The sequence below is a fragment of the Candidatus Binatia bacterium genome (genome assembly GCA_036563615.1).
Classification (GTDB): Bacteria; Desulfobacterota; Binatia; order UBA12015; family UBA12015; genus DATCMB01.
This window is the reverse complement of the sequence record DATCMB010000004.1, coordinates 66,957-84,626: the sequence shown is the minus strand read 5'-3', so window position 1 is coordinate 84,626 and position 17,670 is coordinate 66,957. Positions and strand designations below refer to the sequence as shown.

The 17,670-nt window shown below is 71.3% G+C and carries 11 protein-coding genes; 5 read left to right on the top strand and 6 right to left on the bottom strand.

What is annotated here, in order from left to right; all coding sequences use genetic code 11:
• The first annotated feature begins 91 nt into the window (after window positions 1-91).
• Entirely contained in the window at window positions 92-2,329 is a 2,238-nt protein-coding gene (locus VIS07_00380) for a VTT domain-containing protein (protein ID HEY8513950.1), read from the top strand.
• On the opposite strand, the gene VIS07_00375 is transcribed toward VIS07_00380, so the two are convergent.
• From VIS07_00375 to VIS07_00365, 3 genes are all read right to left on the bottom strand, one after another.
• Complete coding sequence (locus VIS07_00375) at window positions 2,277-3,563, bottom strand: BamA/TamA family outer membrane protein (GenBank protein HEY8513949.1); 1,287 nt, start codon at window positions 3,561-3,563, stop codon at window positions 2,277-2,279. The two genes, VIS07_00380 and VIS07_00375, sit on opposite strands and share 53 nt — an antisense overlap.
• Before the next feature lie 632 nt (window positions 3,564-4,195).
• A complete protein-coding gene (locus VIS07_00370; GenBank protein HEY8513948.1) occupies window positions 4,196-6,520 on the bottom strand; it encodes an MMPL family transporter in 2,325 nt (774 codons plus the stop codon).
• A gap of 16 nt (window positions 6,521-6,536) precedes the next feature.
• On the bottom strand, window positions 6,537-7,145 hold the full coding sequence (locus VIS07_00365) for a TetR/AcrR family transcriptional regulator (GenBank protein ID HEY8513947.1): 609 nt from the start codon (window positions 7,143-7,145) through the stop codon (window positions 6,537-6,539).
• A 111-nt stretch (window positions 7,146-7,256) separates the two neighbouring features.
• On the opposite strand from VIS07_00365, the gene VIS07_00360 reads away from it, so the two are divergent.
• Window positions 7,257-8,027, top strand: a complete 771-nt coding sequence (locus VIS07_00360) for an SDR family oxidoreductase (GenBank protein HEY8513946.1) — start codon at window positions 7,257-7,259, stop codon at window positions 8,025-8,027.
• Window positions 8,028-8,044: 17 nt separating this feature from the next.
• Window positions 8,045-9,631, top strand: a complete 1,587-nt coding sequence (locus tag VIS07_00355) for a cellulase family glycosylhydrolase (GenBank protein ID HEY8513945.1) — start codon at window positions 8,045-8,047, stop codon at window positions 9,629-9,631.
• On the opposite strand, the gene VIS07_00350 is transcribed toward VIS07_00355, so the two are convergent.
• Both VIS07_00350 and VIS07_00345 read right to left on the bottom strand, forming a co-directional pair.
• Complete coding sequence (locus tag VIS07_00350; GenBank protein ID HEY8513944.1) at window positions 9,606-10,370, bottom strand: outer membrane lipoprotein-sorting protein; 765 nt, start codon at window positions 10,368-10,370, stop codon at window positions 9,606-9,608. The genes VIS07_00355 and VIS07_00350 overlap by 26 nt on opposite strands.
• A gap of 67 nt (window positions 10,371-10,437) precedes the next feature.
• Window positions 10,438-13,152, bottom strand: a complete 2,715-nt coding sequence (locus tag VIS07_00345) for an MMPL family transporter (protein ID HEY8513943.1) — start codon at window positions 13,150-13,152, stop codon at window positions 10,438-10,440.
• 169 nt (window positions 13,153-13,321) lie between these two features.
• Between VIS07_00345 and VIS07_00340 the strand changes: the two genes are divergently transcribed.
• Complete coding sequence (locus VIS07_00340) at window positions 13,322-14,458, top strand: CaiB/BaiF CoA-transferase family protein (GenBank protein ID HEY8513942.1); 1,137 nt, start codon at window positions 13,322-13,324, stop codon at window positions 14,456-14,458.
• A 236-nt stretch (window positions 14,459-14,694) separates the two neighbouring features.
• Window positions 14,695-14,922, top strand: coding sequence for a carbon storage regulator (locus VIS07_00335; GenBank protein ID HEY8513941.1), 228 nt, complete (start codon window positions 14,695-14,697; stop codon window positions 14,920-14,922).
• Window positions 14,923-15,152: 230 nt separating this feature from the next.
• Here the strand turns inward: VIS07_00335 and VIS07_00330 are convergent, their stop codons facing one another.
• Window positions 15,153-17,624 carry a response regulator gene (locus VIS07_00330; GenBank protein ID HEY8513940.1) on the bottom strand — a complete coding sequence of 824 codons (2,472 nt, stop codon included), beginning with the start codon at window positions 17,622-17,624 and terminating at the stop codon, window positions 15,153-15,155.
• Between the last annotated feature and the right edge of the window lie 46 nt (window positions 17,625-17,670).

The window sequence follows — 17,670 nt, the reverse complement described above, 5'->3', positions numbered from 1 at the left end:
CGAAGCCGTGGGAGTCGCGCGGGCGACATCGGGCGGAGGGCGTGCATCCGCGCGCGTCCTCCTTCCTCACGTCGCCTCGGAACCTCCCACGATGAGCGCGAGGCAAGAGGGTGCGCGCCGGCTTCCCGAGTCGAGCGCCGTTCTCGAGCCCGGGCGCAACTGCTGGCGCGTCGAGCGCGCGACCCGCGTCGCGTTCCTGATCGACGCCGAGGCGTACTTCGCCGCCTTCGCGGACGCGGTCGAGCGCGCGCGCCGTTCCGTGCTGATCGTCGGCTGGGACTTCAACGGCGGCACGCAGCTCTGGCACGGCGGACGCGGCTCGGAGCTGCCGGCGCAGCTCGCGTCGTTTCTCCGCTGCGTGCTCGAGCGCCGGCGCACGCTGCACGTCAACGTCCTCGACTGGGACTTCCCGATGCTCTATGCGGGCGACCGCGAGCTGCTGCCGGCGTATCGCTTCGCGTGGCAGATGCCGCGGCGCTTCCACTTCCGCCTCGACCCGTGCTGTCCGATCGGCGCCTCGCACCACCAGAAGATCGTCGTGGTCGACGATCGCGTCGCGTTCGTCGGCGGCATGGACATCGCGGCCGAACGCTGGGACACCCGCGAGCACCGCGCCGACGACCCGCGTCGCACCGACGCGCGCGGCACGCCGTTCCCGCCGGTGCACGACGTCCAGATGATGGTCGAAGGTCCGATCGCGGCGGCGATCGGCGACCTGGTGCGCGAGCGCTGGCGCTGCGCGACCGGGCGGCGGCTGCCGCGTCCGGTGCGCGCACGCAGCGAGCCGTGGCCGCCCGAGGTCGAGCCCGCTCTCGAGGACGTCGACGTCGCGATCGCGCGCACGCAGCCCGCCTACCAGGGGCGGCCCGAGGTGCGCGAGATCGAGGAGCTCTACGTCGACGCGATCGCCGCGGCGGAGCGCTGGATCTACGTCGAGAATCAATACTTGACGTCGGCCGCCGTGGGCGACGCCTTGATCCGCAGGCTGCGCGAACCGGACGGCCCGGAGGTCGTCGTGGTCGGCCCGAGCAAGTGCGCGGGCTGGCTCGAGGAGACGACGATGGGCGCGCTGCGCGCGCGCCTCGTCGGCCGCATCCGCGACAACGACCCGCACGGTCGGTTCCACATCTACCACCCGACGGTGCCGGACCTCGGTGACGCGCGTCTCAACGTGCACGCCAAGCTGATGATCGTCGACGACACCCTGATCCGCATCGGCTCGGCCAACCTGAACAACCGCTCGATGGGCCTCGACACGGAGTGCGACCTGGCGATCGAGGACGCGGGCGACGGGCGCGTGGGACGCGCGGCGCGCAAGCTCCTCTGTGAGCTGCTCGGTGAGCACCTCGGCGTGCCGCCGGGTCGCGTCGACGAGGAGCTCGCGCGCAGCGGATCGCTCGGGGCGACGGTCGAGAAGCTGCGCGGCGGCGCGCGCACGCTGGTGCCGATCGACGACGAGGTCGCGCCGTGGATGGACAGCCTCGTCGACGCGGCGGCGGTGTTCGACAGCGAGCGGCCGATCCCGGCCGACGAGCTGCAGGAGATGGTCGCGCCGCTCGAGCCCGTGCTGCCGCGACGCTGGCCGCTCTACGTCGGCGCGGCGGTGGTGCTGGCGATCGCCGCCACCTGGGCGTGGACGCCGCTGCGCGACTGGTTCGATCCGGCGGAGCTCGTGGGACGCTTGACGCCGTTCGCGCGCAGCCCGTACGCGCCGCCGATCGTGGTCGGCCTGTTCGTCGTGGGCGGCGTGCTGCTCGTGCCGGTCACGTTGCTCATCGTCGCGACGACGGCGGCCTTCGGTGCGCCGCTCGGCGCGCTGTACGCGCTGCTCGGCTCGCTCGCGAGCGCCGGCGCGGGCTACGCGCTCGGCGTGTCGCTCGGACGTGATCGCGTGCGGAGCCTCTTCGGACATCGGCTGTCGAAGATCGGCAGCCGGCTCTCGCGTCACGGCGTGCTGGTGATGACCGTCGTGCGCATGCTGCCGCTCGCGCCGTTCGCCGTGGTGAACCTCGCCGCCGGCGCGGCGCAGATCCGGCTGCGCGACTTCCTCGCCGGCACCGCGCTCGGGATGCTGCCCGGCATCGTCGGCGCGGCGGTGTTCGCGGAGCAGCTGCTGCGCACGGTGCGCCAGCCGGGCGCGACCAACGTGCTGCTGCTCGCGCTCGTGATCGTCGCGCTGTTCTTCGGCGGACGCTGGCTCGAGCGCCGCGTGATGGGCGTGGCGCCCGACGAGCGTCCGCACCGCGTGCGCCGCCGCTGGTCCTGGCTCGGCTGGTTCAGAACGTCTGGCCGAATTCCAGGTACACCAGACCCGTCTCCTCGTCGCTGAAGCCGACGTCGATGCGCGCGACCAGCGCGTCGGCGAGCTTGATGCGGAAGCCGCCGCCGTAGTCGTACTGGAAGTCGTCGATGATGCGCTCGAGCAGGTCGTCGTCGATGCTGAACTCGTCGCGCAGCTCCTCGTCGGAGATGAAGACGCGCCCGCCGTCGCCGAAGAGGACGCCGTCGATCTCGACCCGCCACAGGTCGAAGAAGTCGAAGTCGACGATCGGGAAGCGGATCTCGGTGTTGACCAGCACGCGCGACGTGCCGAGGAAGCGGTTCGGGAAGAAGCCGCGCAGGGTGTCGTCGCCGCCGAGCTCGGTGAGCTCCCAGAACGGCGTCTGCTCGTCCGGCGACTGGATGTACTCGCCGTTGAAGCGTGCGGCGAAGGTCAGGTTGCCGTCGAAGAAGGTGCGCAGGTAGCCGAGGTCGACGATGAACTGCGAGTACTCGAAGTCGCTGCCGAGCGACGGGTTCGCGTGCAGCACCTTGAGGATCGCGCGCCAGCCGCGCGTCGGACGCAAGAGGTCGTCGCGGTTGTTCCAGACCAGCGACAGCCCGAACGGCACCACCGTGCCGCCGTCGATGCCGGGCAGGTCGGGGAAGCGCTCGCGCGTGAACGGGATGTCGCCCTTGCGGCGCCCGTCCGTGATGACGACGTTGCGGATCGTCATCTGCGCGTTGAGCGAGAGCCGCTCGTAGAGCCGCCAGCCGGCGGTGATGCTGCCGCCGATGTCCTGGATGCCGTTGGTCGACGCCGGCTCGGGGCCCTGGTCGTTGTTGCCGAGGCCGAAGAACTCCTGCTGCGGATCGTACGCGTAGTACGTGCGCGCGAGCAGCAGCATCCGGTTCTCGAGCAGGAACGGCGAGCCGAACTGGATCTCGAGCGCCTGCTGGCCCTCGATCGCGTAGATGCCGTCGACGTCGAGCGTCGCGCCCGAGCCGAGCAGGTTGCGGTTCGTGAACTTGAGCCCGCCGAGCACGCCGGTGTCGGGACCGAAGCCGATCTGCGGCAGGATCGCCCAGCGTCGGCGCTCGGCGGTGTCCTCGAGCTCCGCTTCGCCGGGCGGCGCGGTCACGAGAAGCTGCGAGATGGTCTCGTCCGCTTCGAGGCGATCGATCGCGCGCGCCGGGCGGGGGACGACGAAGCCGAAGAGCAGCGCGGCTACGACCGCGAGCAGGGTTGCGAGCGCCGTCGACGAGGGCCGGGACGCGCGTCGTCCACGACGCCGCTCCCGCACGTCAGCAGCCTTCGATCGCCATCCACACCAGGATGACCGCCCCCGGCACGCCCAGCAGCCCCGCAACCAGATAGCGCATCGAACCCTCCGGCGGGGGGCTCGAGCACCATCCGTGCCAGGTCCGATCGGCGCTCTCATGCGGACATCGCGCGCCGACGCTGGCGCCGCTGGAACAAGCTACAGCCACCATGCGACATTTCTGCAGGTGGTGTCAAGCATAAGAGCGTCTGCCGCGCTGCGTGAGACGTGCGATCGCTCGTGCCGTCGTCCCGGCCGGGCTCGCGCTCCGCGACGATCGGACGACCGTGCCCGCGAGCGCTCCCGACGCGACGACCGGCGAGGCGATGGGCCCGGAGGAAGGCGTTCGGAAGATCCTGAGAGGCATCCATTGCATGCCCGTGCTGCGACCGGCGCGCTCGCCGGCCACCGGTGCGTGGTCGTGGTTCCGCCAGAGAACCTGAACGGAGGCCGGTTCGTCAACGACGAATGCGCGAGCGGACGCGCCGAGGCGCGGCCGTGCGACGACGTTGCGCGTCACCACCCGAGCAACGAACGTCGCACGCCGCCGATCCCTTGCGCTCGGCGGTGCGTCGCGTCAGGTGCGATGCGTCAGACGCGCCGGGTGCGTCGCGTCAGGCGCCGGTCGCGGCGGCGGTCGTCGCCTCGGCGCGCGTGAAGCGCGGTCCGAAGACGAACGCGGGACGCGTGCGCAGCACGAGCACCGGCATCACGGCGAGCGACGCGATGCACGAGATCACCATCGCGGTCGGCATCAGCGTGCCGAACAGCCGCAGCCCGAAGAAGTCCGAGCCGAGGCCCATCACCGCGAAGCCGGCGGCGATGCTCGACGCGACGAACACCACGGCGCGACCCGAGGTCTGCATGGCGGCATGCAGGGCCGCCGCGTCGTCGTCGACCCGCGAGTGCTCCTCGCGCAGGCGGTAGAGGAAGTAGATCGCGTAGTCGGCGCCGATGCCCGCGGCCATCGCGAGGATCGTCGACGAGCCCATGTCGAGGCGGATTCCGGTCCAGCCGAGCATGCCGAAGAGCAGCACGAGGCTCAGCACGATCGGCGTGACGACGTAGACCCCCGAGAGCGGCGAGCGCAGCACGACCGACGACACGGCGTAGATCGTCAGCAGGACGATCAGCATGTTGATCACCTTGCTGTGCGTCGTGTGCTCGTTCACCGCGAGCACCGTCGGCCCGACGCCGCCCGCGATCAGCACGCGCTCGCCCTCCGGCGGCGGGTTCGCCGCGAGCCATTCCTGCGCGCGGCGCACGAGCGGACCGACGAGCGCCGAGTCGTCGTCGCGCAGGTACGCGATCAGCAGCGACTTCGTGTAGCCGCGGTCGATGAAGCGCTCGAAGGCGGGCGAGTCGCCGAGGAAGATGAGCTGCGAGACCAGCTCCTGGTCGTCGGGCAGGGAGTAGGGGACCGGCGCCTCTGGGTTGAAGGTCTTGTGCAGCATCTTGACCAGGTCGACCAGCGACGCCGTGCGCCAGACGAGCGGGTCCTTCTCGAGCTCGGCCCGCAGCGCGTCCATGTGCTTCAGCACCGCGATGTTCTTGACGCTGTCGGGCGGACCCTCGTAGAGCACGTTCATCGTCACCGTGCCCGGGAAGTGGCGCTTGATCTCCTCGAGGTGGTGGCGTGGCAGGCTGCCGCGCGCCATGTACTCGCTGGTCGGGCCGTAGGTGCGGATCTGCAGCGCGCCGATGATCGCGACGACGAGCGCGATCGCCGTCGCGATCAGCACCGAGCGCCCGCGGTTCGCGAGGATCGCGGACTCGAGCATCGCGAGGAGCCGCGCCGTCGGACCGGTGCTCGAGGTGCGCACGCGCGGCGCGGGCAGCACGGTGCGCAGCGCCGGGATGAAGGTCATCTCGAGGATCACGGCGCTCGCGATGCCGTACGCGCACGACAGACCGAAGCCGACGATCGCCGGGATGCCGGTCAGCACCAGCGACGCGAAGCCGAGCGCCGCGACACCGCCCGCCGCGATCATCACTGGACCCATCGCCACCGTCGAGGCGACCACCGCCTCGCGGTTGTCGCCGAGGCGCGCCACCTCCTCGCTGTAGCGCTTGAGCATCTGCGCCGAGTGCCCGGCCGCGATCGCGATCAGCAGGATCGGCGTGGCGACGTTCCAGGAGTCGATCACGATGCCGGTGTGGCCCATGAGCCCGAGCCCCCAGACGGTGCTGAGCGCCGCGGTCAGCATCGGGATCAGCATGCCCTGGACGTTGCGGAACGAGATCAGCAGCATGACTGCGATCACCGCGAAGGTGATCGGGATCCGACGCCCGACCTCCTTGGACTGCTCGACGTCGGTCAGCGACAGCATCGGCTCGCCGGCGAAGTAGAAGTCGACCGGACGGTCGCGCAGCTCCTCGGCGATCGCGAGCGCGCGCTGCGCCATCTCGTTGCGCTCGGCGTCCTCCCAGAAGTCGAACACGAGCACCGCGGCGCGCTGGTCCGGCGTCACCACCATGCCCTCGAGCTGCGGATCGGCCTCGACCTTGGCCCGCAGCGCCGCGATCTCCTCCGGCGTCTGCGGCGGGTCGCGCATCACCAGGTCGACGTTCAGCGTGCCGCCGACGTCCTCGATCGCGCGCACGTTCGGCGACGCGAGGCTGACGACGTTCTGCGCGATGACGTCGTCCATGCGCAGCGCGAGCAGCGTCGCGTCGCGCACCGTCTCGAGGATCTCGGTGCGCCAGACGTCGCCGCCGTCGCGCGGCACCATCAGCGCGATGACCGTGTGGCGTCCGCCGAACTGCTCGCGGATCGTCTTGTCGATCTCGACGAAGGGATGGCCCTTGGGCAGGCTCGACTCGACGTCGAAGTCGGTGCGCAGCTCGCGGAGGCCGAGCGCGATCCAGACGGTCACGAGCGCGACCGCGCCGAGCACCAGCCAGGCGCGGCGGACGAGAAAGCGGGCGTAGGTCTCCAAGGTACTTCCTTCGGTTTCAGCTCGCGGGCGACGCCTCCGGCGCGTCGGCGAGGAAGAGGGCGGCGAGCTGCAGCAGGTCGTCACGCCGGCTCGCGAGCGGAACGGACCACGACACGAGCGCGCCGAAGAGACTCGTCAAGAAGATGTCGGTCGCCTGCGCCGGGTCGAGCCCGACGCGCAGCTCGCGCTCCTTCGCGAGGGCGAAGCGGCGTCCGACCTCGTTGAGCAGCGGAAACGGCTGCGTGCTCAGGTCGAGCCCCGCCGGCGGGCGGATGTAGACGCTCAGCATGTCGCGCATGAGATCGCGCGACGCGAGGATCTCCTCGGAGGCGATCAGCGCGTCGACGAGCGCGGTGAGGAACTCGCGCAGCGTCGCGCTTGCGCGCGTGCGCTCGACGATGTCGACCTCCATCCGCCACTGCAGGTCGAGCAGCACCGCTTCCTTGCAGGGGAAGTGGAAGTAGAAGGCGGCGCGCGAGGTGCCGGCGCGGCTCGCGATCTGCCCGACGCTCGCGTTCTCGAAGCCGACCGCGCGGAACTCGTCGAGCGCCGCCTGGTAGAGGCGCTCGCGCGTGCGGTCGCCCTTGCGCGGGCGGACGAGCTGCTGCGGCGTCCAGGGCTGCATCGGGGTAGGGCCTAGCGCCGCCGCTGACACGTGTCAACGATTCCTGACAGGTGTCAGGATCGGCGTTCCGCCGTTGACCCGTCGGCGCGGCAGGGCGTATCCCGGACGCCCGTGGGGCGCCTCGACGGCGAGATCGTGCTGGTGACCGGGTCGACGTCCGGCATCGGCAAGCACACGGCGGCGATCTGCGCGCGCGAAGGCGCGCGGGTCGCGGTGCACGGTCGTGACGCGGCGCGTGGTGAGGCGGTCGTCGACGCGATCCGCGCGGCGGGCGGCGAGGCGACCTTCGTCGCCGCCGACCTCGCCGACGAGCGGGAGTGCGCGCGGCTCGTCGAGGAGGTCGCCCAGCGCCTCGGCGGGCTCACCGTGCTGGTCAACAACGCCGCCGCCGGCACCGGCGGGCGGACGCGCGTCGGCGAGCTCGACACGGAGGTCTGGGAGCGCGTGCTGCGCGTCAACCTGACCAGCGCCGCCTGGCTCTGTCGGGCCGCGATCCCGCACATGCTGCGCGCCGGGCACGGCTCGATCATCAACGTCTCGTCGCGCCAGGCCGAGCGCGCGAGCGCCGGCTTCGCCGCCTACGTCGCGAGCAAGGGCGGGCTCAACGCGCTGACGCGCGCGATCGCCGTCGAGTACGGACGTCAGGGCATCCGCTGCAACGCGCTGTCGGTCGGCTACGTCGTCAACGAGCGACGCGACGCCGGCATGACGCCCGAGCGCCGCGCCGAGCTCGAGGCGATGCACCTGACGCGCCTCGGACGTCCCGAGGACGTCGCCTGGGCGGTCGTCTACCTCGCGAGCCGCGAGAGCGAGTTCGTCACCGGCGCGCTGCTGCCGGTCGACGGCGGCGGCACCATCGCTCGCGGCCGCGTCCTGGGCTGAGCTCTTCCGGAGGAGAAATGCACCCGATCCCGTCGAAGGAGCGCCGGGCGGCGCGCGCCTCGTTGCGTGCGCTCGCGCTGGCGCTCGTCGTGAGCGTTTTTTCTGCTTGCAGTGACGCGCCGAGCGCGCCGCGCGACGACGCCCTGCGTCTGCCGGCGCTGCACGCCGAGCCGGATCCCGTTCGCGGCGGTCGCATCGTCGACGCCGAGGGGCGCGAGGTGCTGCTGCGCGGCGTGAACGTCAACGCGCTCGCCGAGTACTGGGCGTTCGGCGACTTCCCGACCGTGTTCCCGTTCGGCGAGGAGGACGCCGAGCAGATCGCCGCGATCGGCTGGAGCGCGGTGCGGCTGCTGCTGTCGTGGTCGCGCGTCGAGCCGGAGCCCGGACGCTACGACGAGGCGTACCTCGACCAGGTCGCGGTCGCCGTCGATCTGCTCGCGCGCCGCGGCGTCTACACGATCCTCGACTTCCACCAGGACGCCTGGGGACCGACGCTCGCCGCGCGCCCCGACGAGGCGTGTCCGCCGGACCAGCAGCCGGCGTTCGGCTGGGACGGCGCGCCCGGCTGGGCGACGCTCGACGGCGGCGCGCCGCGCTGCACGATCGGCGGGCTGCGCGAGTCGAGCCCCGCGGTGGTGGCGGCGTGGGACGCGTTCTGGCGCGACGACCCGGGTCCGGACGGCGTCGGGATCCGCACGCGCTACGTCGCGATGGTGGCGCACGTCGCGGCGCGCTTCGCGCGCGACCCGGCGGTCGCGGGCTACGATCTGATGAACGAGCCGAACGCCTTCCTGCCCGACGCGCTCGCCGCGCTCGCGGATCTCTACGGCGACGCGCTCGCCGCGATCCGCGCCGCGGAGCGAGCGGCGGGCGGCTTTCCGCACCTCGTCCTGTTCGAGCCCTCGGCGCTGTGGTCGGCGATCGGGCGCGGCGCGCCGCCCGACTTTCCGCATGACGACGACGTCGTCTACGCGCCGCACGTCTACACCGGCGGCTTCAACGGCGGTCCGATCACGCGCGAGGCGTTCGAGATCGCGCGCGAGGAGGCGGCGACGTTCGGCGGCGTGCCGGTGCTGTCCGGCGAGTGGGGCTCCTCACCGAGCCGCGCCGAGAACCCCGACGATCCGTACTTCCTCGTCCACCAGGAGCTGCAGGACGAGTTCCGCTTCGGCGCGACGCTGTGGACCTGGCGCGAGTCGTGCGGCGACCCGCACAAGGCGGGCGACTTCCGCGCCGGGCGCATTCCCGAGGTGTGGGGCGAGTTCGAGGTCGACTGCCGGTCGAACGAGATCGTCGGCGTGCGGACGGCGCTCGTCGAGCAGCTGACGCGCGGCTACGTGCGCGCGGCGCCGGGACGCCTCGTCTCGCTGCGCTGGCAGCACGCGACGGGCGTGCTGGAGGCGAGCGGCGAGGGCGCCGCAGCGGGCGTCGAGCTGCTCTCCTTCTACCCGGCGCGCCACGGCGCGCCGCAGACCACGAGCTCGGGCCTGAGCGCGATCCGTACGCTCGCCGCCCCCGGCGGCGGACTCTACGTCGTCGCACGCGCCGAGGGCGGAGCGTGGTCGCTGCGTGTCGCGCCTAGCGCTTCAGATACTCCGGGGTGAACATCGTGTCCTTGAGGTCCACCCCGTACTCGATCGTCGGCGTCTCGAGGCGCGACGTCGTCCCGGGCTCGACGGTCGTCATGCGCTGGTCGCGGATCGTCCAGATGCCGTCGACCTTGTCGATCGCGTCGATGGTCCAGACCTTCTGCAGCTTGCCGCTCAGGTCGTAGAACGAGCGCTTCAGGATCAGCAGATCCTGCGGGTCGATCGCGATCACCGTCTTGCCGTAGATCTCGTTCGCCGAGTTCTTCGGGACCATCTCGACGAGCTTCGTCTTGCGCCCGAGCAGCTCCTCCTCGCCGACGAACTTGTACTCGTAGTTGTCGAGGTTCGGCTCGACGAGGTCCGAGACGTAGAAGTCCGACTCGAGGAACGGCTGCTTGCGGATCTGGTCCTGGACGCGGACCGGGCTGCGCGCCGCGGCGACCTTGATGTACTGCTCGGGCTCGCCGTTCGGGTGCTCGAGGAACAAAAAGCGGATGCCCTCGAGCTCCTCGGGCGACGTCACCTCGAGGTAGCTCGCACGCGCGGCGCCGACGAGCTTGTGGCGGAGCGTCAGATCACGCGGCGCCGCGTTGGCCGGCGTGAGCTTGAGCTGCGCCTTGAAGGACTGCTTGGGCAGGGCGTCGACGGCCTTTCGCACCAGGTTGGCCGCCTCGTCGTTGGCGGCGAGCGAAGGCGCCGCGGCGAGCCACGCCAGGGCGCCGAGAACGATGGTCGTCAAGCTACGCTTCGTCACTGGATCTCCCTCTCTTGCTGGTCGGCTGCGAACATCTGCCCGAGACGGGCCGCGGCCCGCCGGCTTCCTAGCCCATTTTTTGGGAAATGACGACCAATTGATCGGTCGTGCTCTCGAGCCGGTCGCTCAGGATGCGCGTCAGGTTCAGGAAAACGCGCGCCGCGATGCGCGGGTGGCGTCGCTCGATGCGGGTCAGGAAGTCCTGGTCGAGCACCAGGTACTCGGTCGGCTCGAGCGCCACGACGTCCGCCGAGCGCGGCCGCTCGCGCACGAGCCCCATCTCGCCGAGCACGTCGCCGCGCCCGAGCGTGCGCAGGGCGACGTGTCCATCCTCGCGCCGCACGCCGACGCGTCCGGAGAGCAGCACGTAGAGCTCGCGCTTCATCTCGCCGCGTCGGGTGATGAACTCGCCGGGCTGCGCGGAGCGCAGACGTCCCATCAGCACGACGATGCGCGCCTGCAGCGAGCGCAGCCCGGTGAACAGCGGGATCTCGCGGTGCGGACGTGGCCCGAGCTTCACGTAGAGCAGGTCCCACAGCGTGATCACCGTGGTGCTCACGACCAGCCCCGGCGTGATCAGCAGCTCCGCGACCAGCGCCGACGCCATCGTGAAGCTCGCGAGGTAGCCGAACTGGCGGATCGGCTCGAAATTCGACAAGCATAGAATCAGAAAGCCCGCGGACAGCGCGATCGCGGTGAACACGATCGGCCGTCCGACGACGCGCACCACGCCCAGGATCGCGCGGTGCACGTCGCCGCTCTGCTGGATCTGCAGCTTGAACTCGTTGAAGTAGTGGATCGTGTCGTCGACCGCGATGCCGAGCGCGATCACCGCGATCATGCTGGTCGAGACGTTGAGGTCGATGCCGCCGAAGCCCATGAGCCCGAACAGGGCGACGATCGGCACCAGGTTCGGCACCAGCGACAGGAGCCCCGTCCGCACGGACAGGAAGAGCGACGACATCAGGATCAGCAGGACGAGGAAGACCTGCCAGAGGCCGCTGATCTGGCCCTGCGCGACCTCGTCCGCGGAGCGGTTGAGCAGCACGATGTTGCCGGTCGCGCGCATCGTCAGACCCACGGGCAGGCGCGCGTTGGCGTACTGCTGCACGCGCTCGATGAGCTCGCCGATCTCGGCGGAGCCGGCGAGGTTCGTGCCGACGATGATGTTCGCCCGCGTGTAGTCCTGCGTGACGACCGGCGCGAGCTCCGCCGGATCGACGAACATGAAGAGCTGCTCGACGTCCGCCTGGCGATCGGGCAGCACGTCGCCGACCTCCTGGTTGAGCGCGCCGTTGACGATCCGGAGGTAGTCGACCAGCGACAGCGTGGTGTCGACGCCCGGCTGCTTGGCGACGAAGTCCTGCACGTCGGCGATCGCGCGCAGCACCTCGAGGTCGCGCATCGCGCGCTTCGGGCCGTCGATCACCAGGTAGAGCGGCTGCGTGCCGCCGATCGCCGCCGCGATGCGGGCGTTGTCGCGACGCTCGCGTCCGGCCTCGTCGAAGAACTCGAGGTAGTTGGTCTCGAGGCGGATCTGCGTCGCGCCGACCAGGGCCGCGGCGCACAGCAGCGCGGTGATCGGCAGGACGATGCGCCGCTCGCGCACCGCGAACTCGCCGAGGCGTCCGAGCCAGTACGCGAACGCGCTGTCGACGCGCTCGCCCGGCGGCTCGCGTCCGGTGTCGGGCAGGAGCAGCAGCATCGCCGGGATGAAGACCAGCGAGACGAGGAAGATCGCCGTGATGCCGAACGCCGACCAGATGCCGAAGTCGCGGATCGCCGGAATGGCGTTGAAGGCGAGCGTCACGCAGCCGAGCACGGTGGTCAGCCACGCGACCCCGAGCGGCACGCGGATGTGGCGCACGGTCGCCGCGACCGCGTCCCTCACCGACGCCGCCTCGCGGCGCTCGATGTAGTAGCGGCTCAGCACGTGGATCGCGTATGCGATGCCGATCGCCATCAGCAGCGGCGGCAGGATCAGCGTGCCCATGTTGATCTTGCTGCCGGTGAGCGCCATCAGGCCGACCGTCCACACGACGCCGATCACGACCGCCGCGAGCGGCAGGACGACGCCGCGCAGCGTGCGGAACTCCCACGCCAGCACGGCGATGACGAGCAGCACCGCGAGCGGCACGAAGCGCCGCAGGTCCTCTTCCATGAGGCGGGCGCCGCGCACCTTGAGCGTCGGGATGCCGGTGATCGCCGGGTCGTACGCCGCGAGCTCCTCGACGCGCTCGCGGATCTGCGGCTCGAGCCCGCGCGCGAGGAACTCCTCGTCGCTCATCGGCTCGAACAGCACCGCGACGATGGTCGCCTTGCCGTCGGGCGCGACCAGGTTTCCGGTGTAGAGCGGCGCCTCGAGAATCTTCTTCGCGAAGGCGCGCGTCTCCTCGTCGGTCGTCGGCAGCTTGCGCATCATGCGGCCGACGCTGACCGTGCCGTCCTGGGCCTCGACGCCCTTGATCGTGGTCAGGCTCAGCACCTCGCGCACGCCGTCGAGCTTCGCGAGGTCGGTCGACAGCCGGTCGATGTCGGCGAGCGCCTGCGGCGAGAAGACGTCGTCCGTGAAGAGCCCGACGACGACCGTCTCCTCGCTGCCGAAGGTGCGACGCGCCTCGTCGTAGAAGTCGTGCTCCGGATCGTCGACCGGGAGCAGGTTCTCGATCGCGCTGTCGACCTGGATCGTGCGGGCCGCGTAGCCCAGCGCGAGGGTCGCGAGCGCGATGGCGAGCAGCGTCAGCCACGGAATCCGCAGGAACGCAGGCAGGCGGTTGCTCATGGTGGCGGCGCGACCCTAGCGCGGCGCGCTTGACGGCGGCAAACGGTGGCGCACCGACTGTTGCCAGAGCGCGCCCCGGAGACGTCGCGTCGCGGCCCGCCGTCCGCTATGGCGAACGGCTGATCCGGCTCGCGCGCCGCGTGCGCGCGCACGGAGAAGGAGAGCAGGGGTGGGTCCACTCGAGGGAATCAAGATCATCGAGATCGCCGGCATCGGCCCGGGGCCGTTCTGCGCGATGATGCTGTCGGACATGGGCGCCGAGGTGCTGCGCGTCGACCGCGCGGACCGCGTCAGCGGGGCGAAGGGTCCGTCGTTCGACCTGATGAACCGCGGCCGCCGCAGCATCGGCGTCGACCTGAAGAGCAAGGACGGGGTCGCGCTCGTGCTCGACCTGATCGAGCGCGCCGACGGCCTGATCGAGGGCTTCCGCCCCGGCGTGATGGAGCGCCTCGGGCTCGGGCCGGACGTCTGCCTCGCGCGCAACCCGCGCCTCGTCTACGGCCGCATGACCGGCTTCGGCCAGGACGGTCCGCTCGCGCACGCGGCGGGGCACGACATCAACTACATCGCGCTCGCGGGCGCGCTCGAGCCGATCGGCCGCGCCGGCGCGCCGCCGGTGCCGCCGCTCAACCTGGTCGGCGACTTCGGCGGCGGCGGGCTGATGCTCGCCTTCGGCATGGTGTGCGCGCTGGTCGAGCGTCAGCGCTCGGGCAAGGGGCAGGTGGTCGACGCCGCGATGGTCGACGGCGCGGCGCTGCTGATGACCATGTTCCACGGCTTCCGCCAGGCGGGCGTCTGGGAGGAGAAGCGCGCGTCGAACCTGCTCGACACCGGCGCGCACTTCTACGACGTCTACGAGTGCGCCGACGGCAAGTACATCTCGATCGGCTCGATCGAGCCGCAGTTCTACCGCGAGCTGCTCGAGAAGACCGGGCTCGCCGGCGAGCAGCTGCCGCACCAGATGGACAAGCGCCACTGGCCGGAGCTCAAGGAGCGCTTCGCGAAGCTCTTCCGGCAGAAGACGCGCGACGAGTGGTGCGCGATCATGGAGGGCAGCGACGTCTGCTTCGCGCCCGTGCTGTCGATGAGCGAGGCGCCGCAGCATCCGCACAACCGGGCGCGCGGCACCTTCGTCGAGGTCGAGGGCATGGTGCAGCCGGCGCCGGCGCCGCGCTTCAGCCGCTCGAAGCCCGCCATCCAGCGTCCGCCCGCGCAGGCCGGCGAGCACACCGACGAGGCGCTCGCCGACTGGGGTGTGGCCGCCGAGCGGATCCGCGCGCTGCGCGAGGCGAAGGCGATCGCCTGACCCGCTGGGGCGGCGTCGGCGATCGCTCCGAGTCCGTCCGAGTCCACGGCGGCGATCGCGCATCGTCCGTGCGCCTTGCGCGATCCGCACGGTCGCGGCGCGTCGCCCGCGTCGTCGCCGCCTGAAGTTGCGCACGATCGCCGCCGATAGTGCTGCTGGGAGCAGTGCACGCTCGGGCGGCGACGCCGAGGCGAAGCGTCCGGAGGTGCAGTGCAGCCCCCTCAGGAAGGGGCTCGATGCTGGTATTGACGCGAAAGATCGGCGAGACGATTCGCATCGGCGAGCACGTCACGGTGCGTGTCCTCGCGCTACGCGGTGGACAGGTGAGCCTCGGCTTCACCGCGCCGAGCGAGGTGCGCATCTTCCGCGAGGAAGTGCTCAACGAGGAGGAGTCGTCTGCGCCGTCCGCCGAGAAGCGTCCCGGCGTCACCGCGCGGCGCGAGGGCCATCGGCGTCACGGCTGAGGCGCGGCGCGCGGTCCGAGCGCGCTCGCCGGGCCGAGGCTCGTCGCGTGCGCGCTCGCGCGGCGGAGCGTCGTCACGAGCCTGATCGCGCGCAGCTCGTGCGCAGGAGCCTGGTCGCGCACCGCGCGTCGGCGTGAGCCCCCGCGCGCGCCAAGCGCTCTCCTGAGCGCGCTCGCGCGGCAAGCGTCATCCTGGGCCCGCGCGCGGCGCGCGGCGCGCGGCGCGCGGCGTCAACGGTAGCGCGCCAGCTCTCGCTGCACGCGGCTGAACTCCGCGTCCAGCTGCTCGATCAGCCCGCGCGCCTCGTCGAGCGCGCCGTTGCGCCCGAGCTCCTCGATCGACGCGCACACCGCGGCCATGCGGGCCGCGCCCATCGTGCTGCTGCTGCCCTTCAGCGAGTGGGCCGCGAGCTCGACGCCGTGGCGATCGCCGCGCGCGAGCGCGTCGCGCACCGCGGCGCAGTTGCGCTCGGCGTTGGTCAGAAACAGGTCGATGATCTCGCGGAACTCGTCGCTCGATCCGACGGCGAGGTCGCCGCGCAGCCCGTCGAGCACGTCGAGCGAGATGGCGTCGGAGGCGCCGTTCGCCGGCTCGACGTCCGCTCCGTTCGCGGTCGCGCCGTTTGCAGCGGCTTCGTTCGCGCCGATCTCGGGCTCCGGCGTGCGCCGCTCGAGCGCGCGCTCGAGCGCCTTGCGCAGATCCTCGAGGTGCAGCGGCTTCGCGAGGTAGTCGTCCATCCCCGCCTCGAGGCAGCTGCGGCGGTCGCGCTCGAGCGCGTTCGCGGTCATCGCGATGATCTGCGTGCGGCGCTTGCCGACCTCGAGCGCGCGGATCGCGCGCGTCGCCTCGAGCCCGTTCATCTCGGGCATGCGGCAGTCCATCAGGATGACGTCGTAGGAGGCGCGCTGCACCGCCTCGACCGCCTCGCGTCCGTTGCCGACGATGTCGGGGCGGTAGCCGAGCTTCGCGAGCTGCGCAGTGATCAGCTTCTGGTTGACCGGATTGTCCTCGGCGACCAGCAGGCGAGCGTTCACCGCACTGGGCGGCGGAGCCGGAGCGGCCGTGCGCATCGTCTGCGGCTGCGGCGGCTTGGGCGGCGCGGGCGCGCGCAAGAGCGTGCGCACGCACTCGAGGAGCTGGCTCTGCCGCAGCGGCTTCGTCAGCCGGCGGTTGATGCCGACGGCGCGCGCCTGCTCGGCCTGGCCGCGCTCGGAGAGCGAGCTCGCCATGACCAGCGGCAGGCTCTCGAGGCCCGGCGTCGCGCGCACGCGACGCGCGAACTCGACGCCGTCCATGCCGGGCATCAGCATGTCGAACACGACGAGCTGGTAGGGCCGGCCGGCGCGTCGCGCGGCGAGCAGCGCCTCGAGCGCGTCGTGACCATCGCACGCCGTGTAGACCTCGCAGCCGTGCCGTCCGAGGTACGCCTTGAGGATGATGCGGTTCGTCGGGTTGTCGTCGACGCCGAGGATGCGCGCGCCCTCGAGGACCGAGAAGTCGTCGTCGTCGCTCGGCTGCTCGTCCGGGCTCGCGTGCTCGAAGCGCGCGGTGAACCAGAACGTGCTGCCGCGACCCTCCTCGCTGTCGACGCCGATCTGCCCGCCCATCAGACGCACCAGCCGGTCGCAGATCGCGAGCCCGAGCCCGGTGCCGGGATGGCGCCGGCTGGTCGAGCCGTCCGCCTGGGTGAAGGCTTCGAAGATCCGCGGCAGCGCGGAGCGCGGGATGCCGATGCCGGTGTCCGACACCTCGAAGCGCACGAGCAGCGTGCGTCCGTCGTCGTCGGCGACGCTCGCGTGTACGCGCACCTCGCCGACGTCGGTGAACTTGACGGCGTTGGCGATCAGGTTGACCAGTACCTGGCGCAGGCGTCCCGGGTCGCCGACGGCGCGGCGCAGATCGCTCTCGACGTGGCAGGTGAGCTCGAGGCCCTTGGCGTGCGCGCGCTCGGCGAGCAGCGCGGCGGCCTCCTCGACGGTCGTGCCGATGTCGAAGGTGGTCGCCTCGAGCTCCATGCGCCCGGCCTCGATCTTCGAGAAGTCGAGGATGTCGTTGATCACCGTGAGGAGCGACTCGGCCGACAGGCGAATGGTCTCGGTGAAGGAGCGCTGCTCCGGCGTGAGATCGGTGCCGAGCAGCAGGCCGGTCATGCCGATGACGCCGTTCATCGGCGTGCGAATTTCGTGGCTGACGGTGGCGAGGAACTCCGACTTGAGCCGGTTCGCGGCGAGCGCCTCGTTGCGCGCGGCGGTGAGCTCCTCGGCGTGACGCGCATACTCTTCGGCGAGCGCGCGTGCGCGCGCTTCCGACGCTGCCTGCTCGGTGCGCATGCGACGCTCGAGCGCCGCGACCCGGTTCTCGAGCGTCAGCGCGTCGAAGGGGGTGAGCAGGAAGTCGTCGGCGCCCGCCTCGAGCACGGCCTGCACCGAGCGAGCCTCGGACTCCGGCAGCAGCGCGAGCACCAGCGTCGGCTCGCCGTCGTCGCGCGCGTGGACGCGTCGGAAGAGGTCGATGCGGTCCGGGCTCCCGCCGATCCAGTCGACCACGAGCAGCGAGGGACGCGTGCGCTCGATGTGCGTCCAGGCGAGGCTCGCGCTCTCGCTGACGTGAAGCTCCGCGCAGCAGGAAGCAAGGGTGTCCCGCACTTGCCGGCGCAGATTCGCGTCCGACACCAGTGCGAGCACGCTGAAGGGTCTCGGCATCAATCGTGTCTCGGTCGCGCCCCTGGCGGACTTTAGGGACGAGCCG

What these genes read in the sequence shown, in the direction of transcription:
- VIS07_00355 (HEY8513945.1), top strand. Translation starts at nt 8,045, where the DNA reads ATGCACCCGATCCCGTCGAAGGAGCGCCGGGCGGCGCGCGCCTCGTTG.
- VIS07_00365 (HEY8513947.1), bottom strand. Translation starts at nt 7,145, where the DNA reads ATGCAGCCCTGGACGCCGCAGCAGCTCGTCCGCCCGCGCAAGGGCGAC.
- VIS07_00345 (HEY8513943.1), bottom strand. Translation starts at nt 13,152, where the DNA reads ATGAGCAACCGCCTGCCTGCGTTCCTGCGGATTCCGTGGCTGACGCTG.
- VIS07_00330 (HEY8513940.1), bottom strand. Translation starts at nt 17,624, where the DNA reads ATGCCGAGACCCTTCAGCGTGCTCGCACTGGTGTCGGACGCGAATCTG.
- VIS07_00335 (HEY8513941.1), top strand. Translation starts at nt 14,695, where the DNA reads ATGCTGGTATTGACGCGAAAGATCGGCGAGACGATTCGCATCGGCGAG.
- VIS07_00380 (HEY8513950.1), top strand. Translation starts at nt 92, where the DNA reads ATGAGCGCGAGGCAAGAGGGTGCGCGCCGGCTTCCCGAGTCGAGCGCC.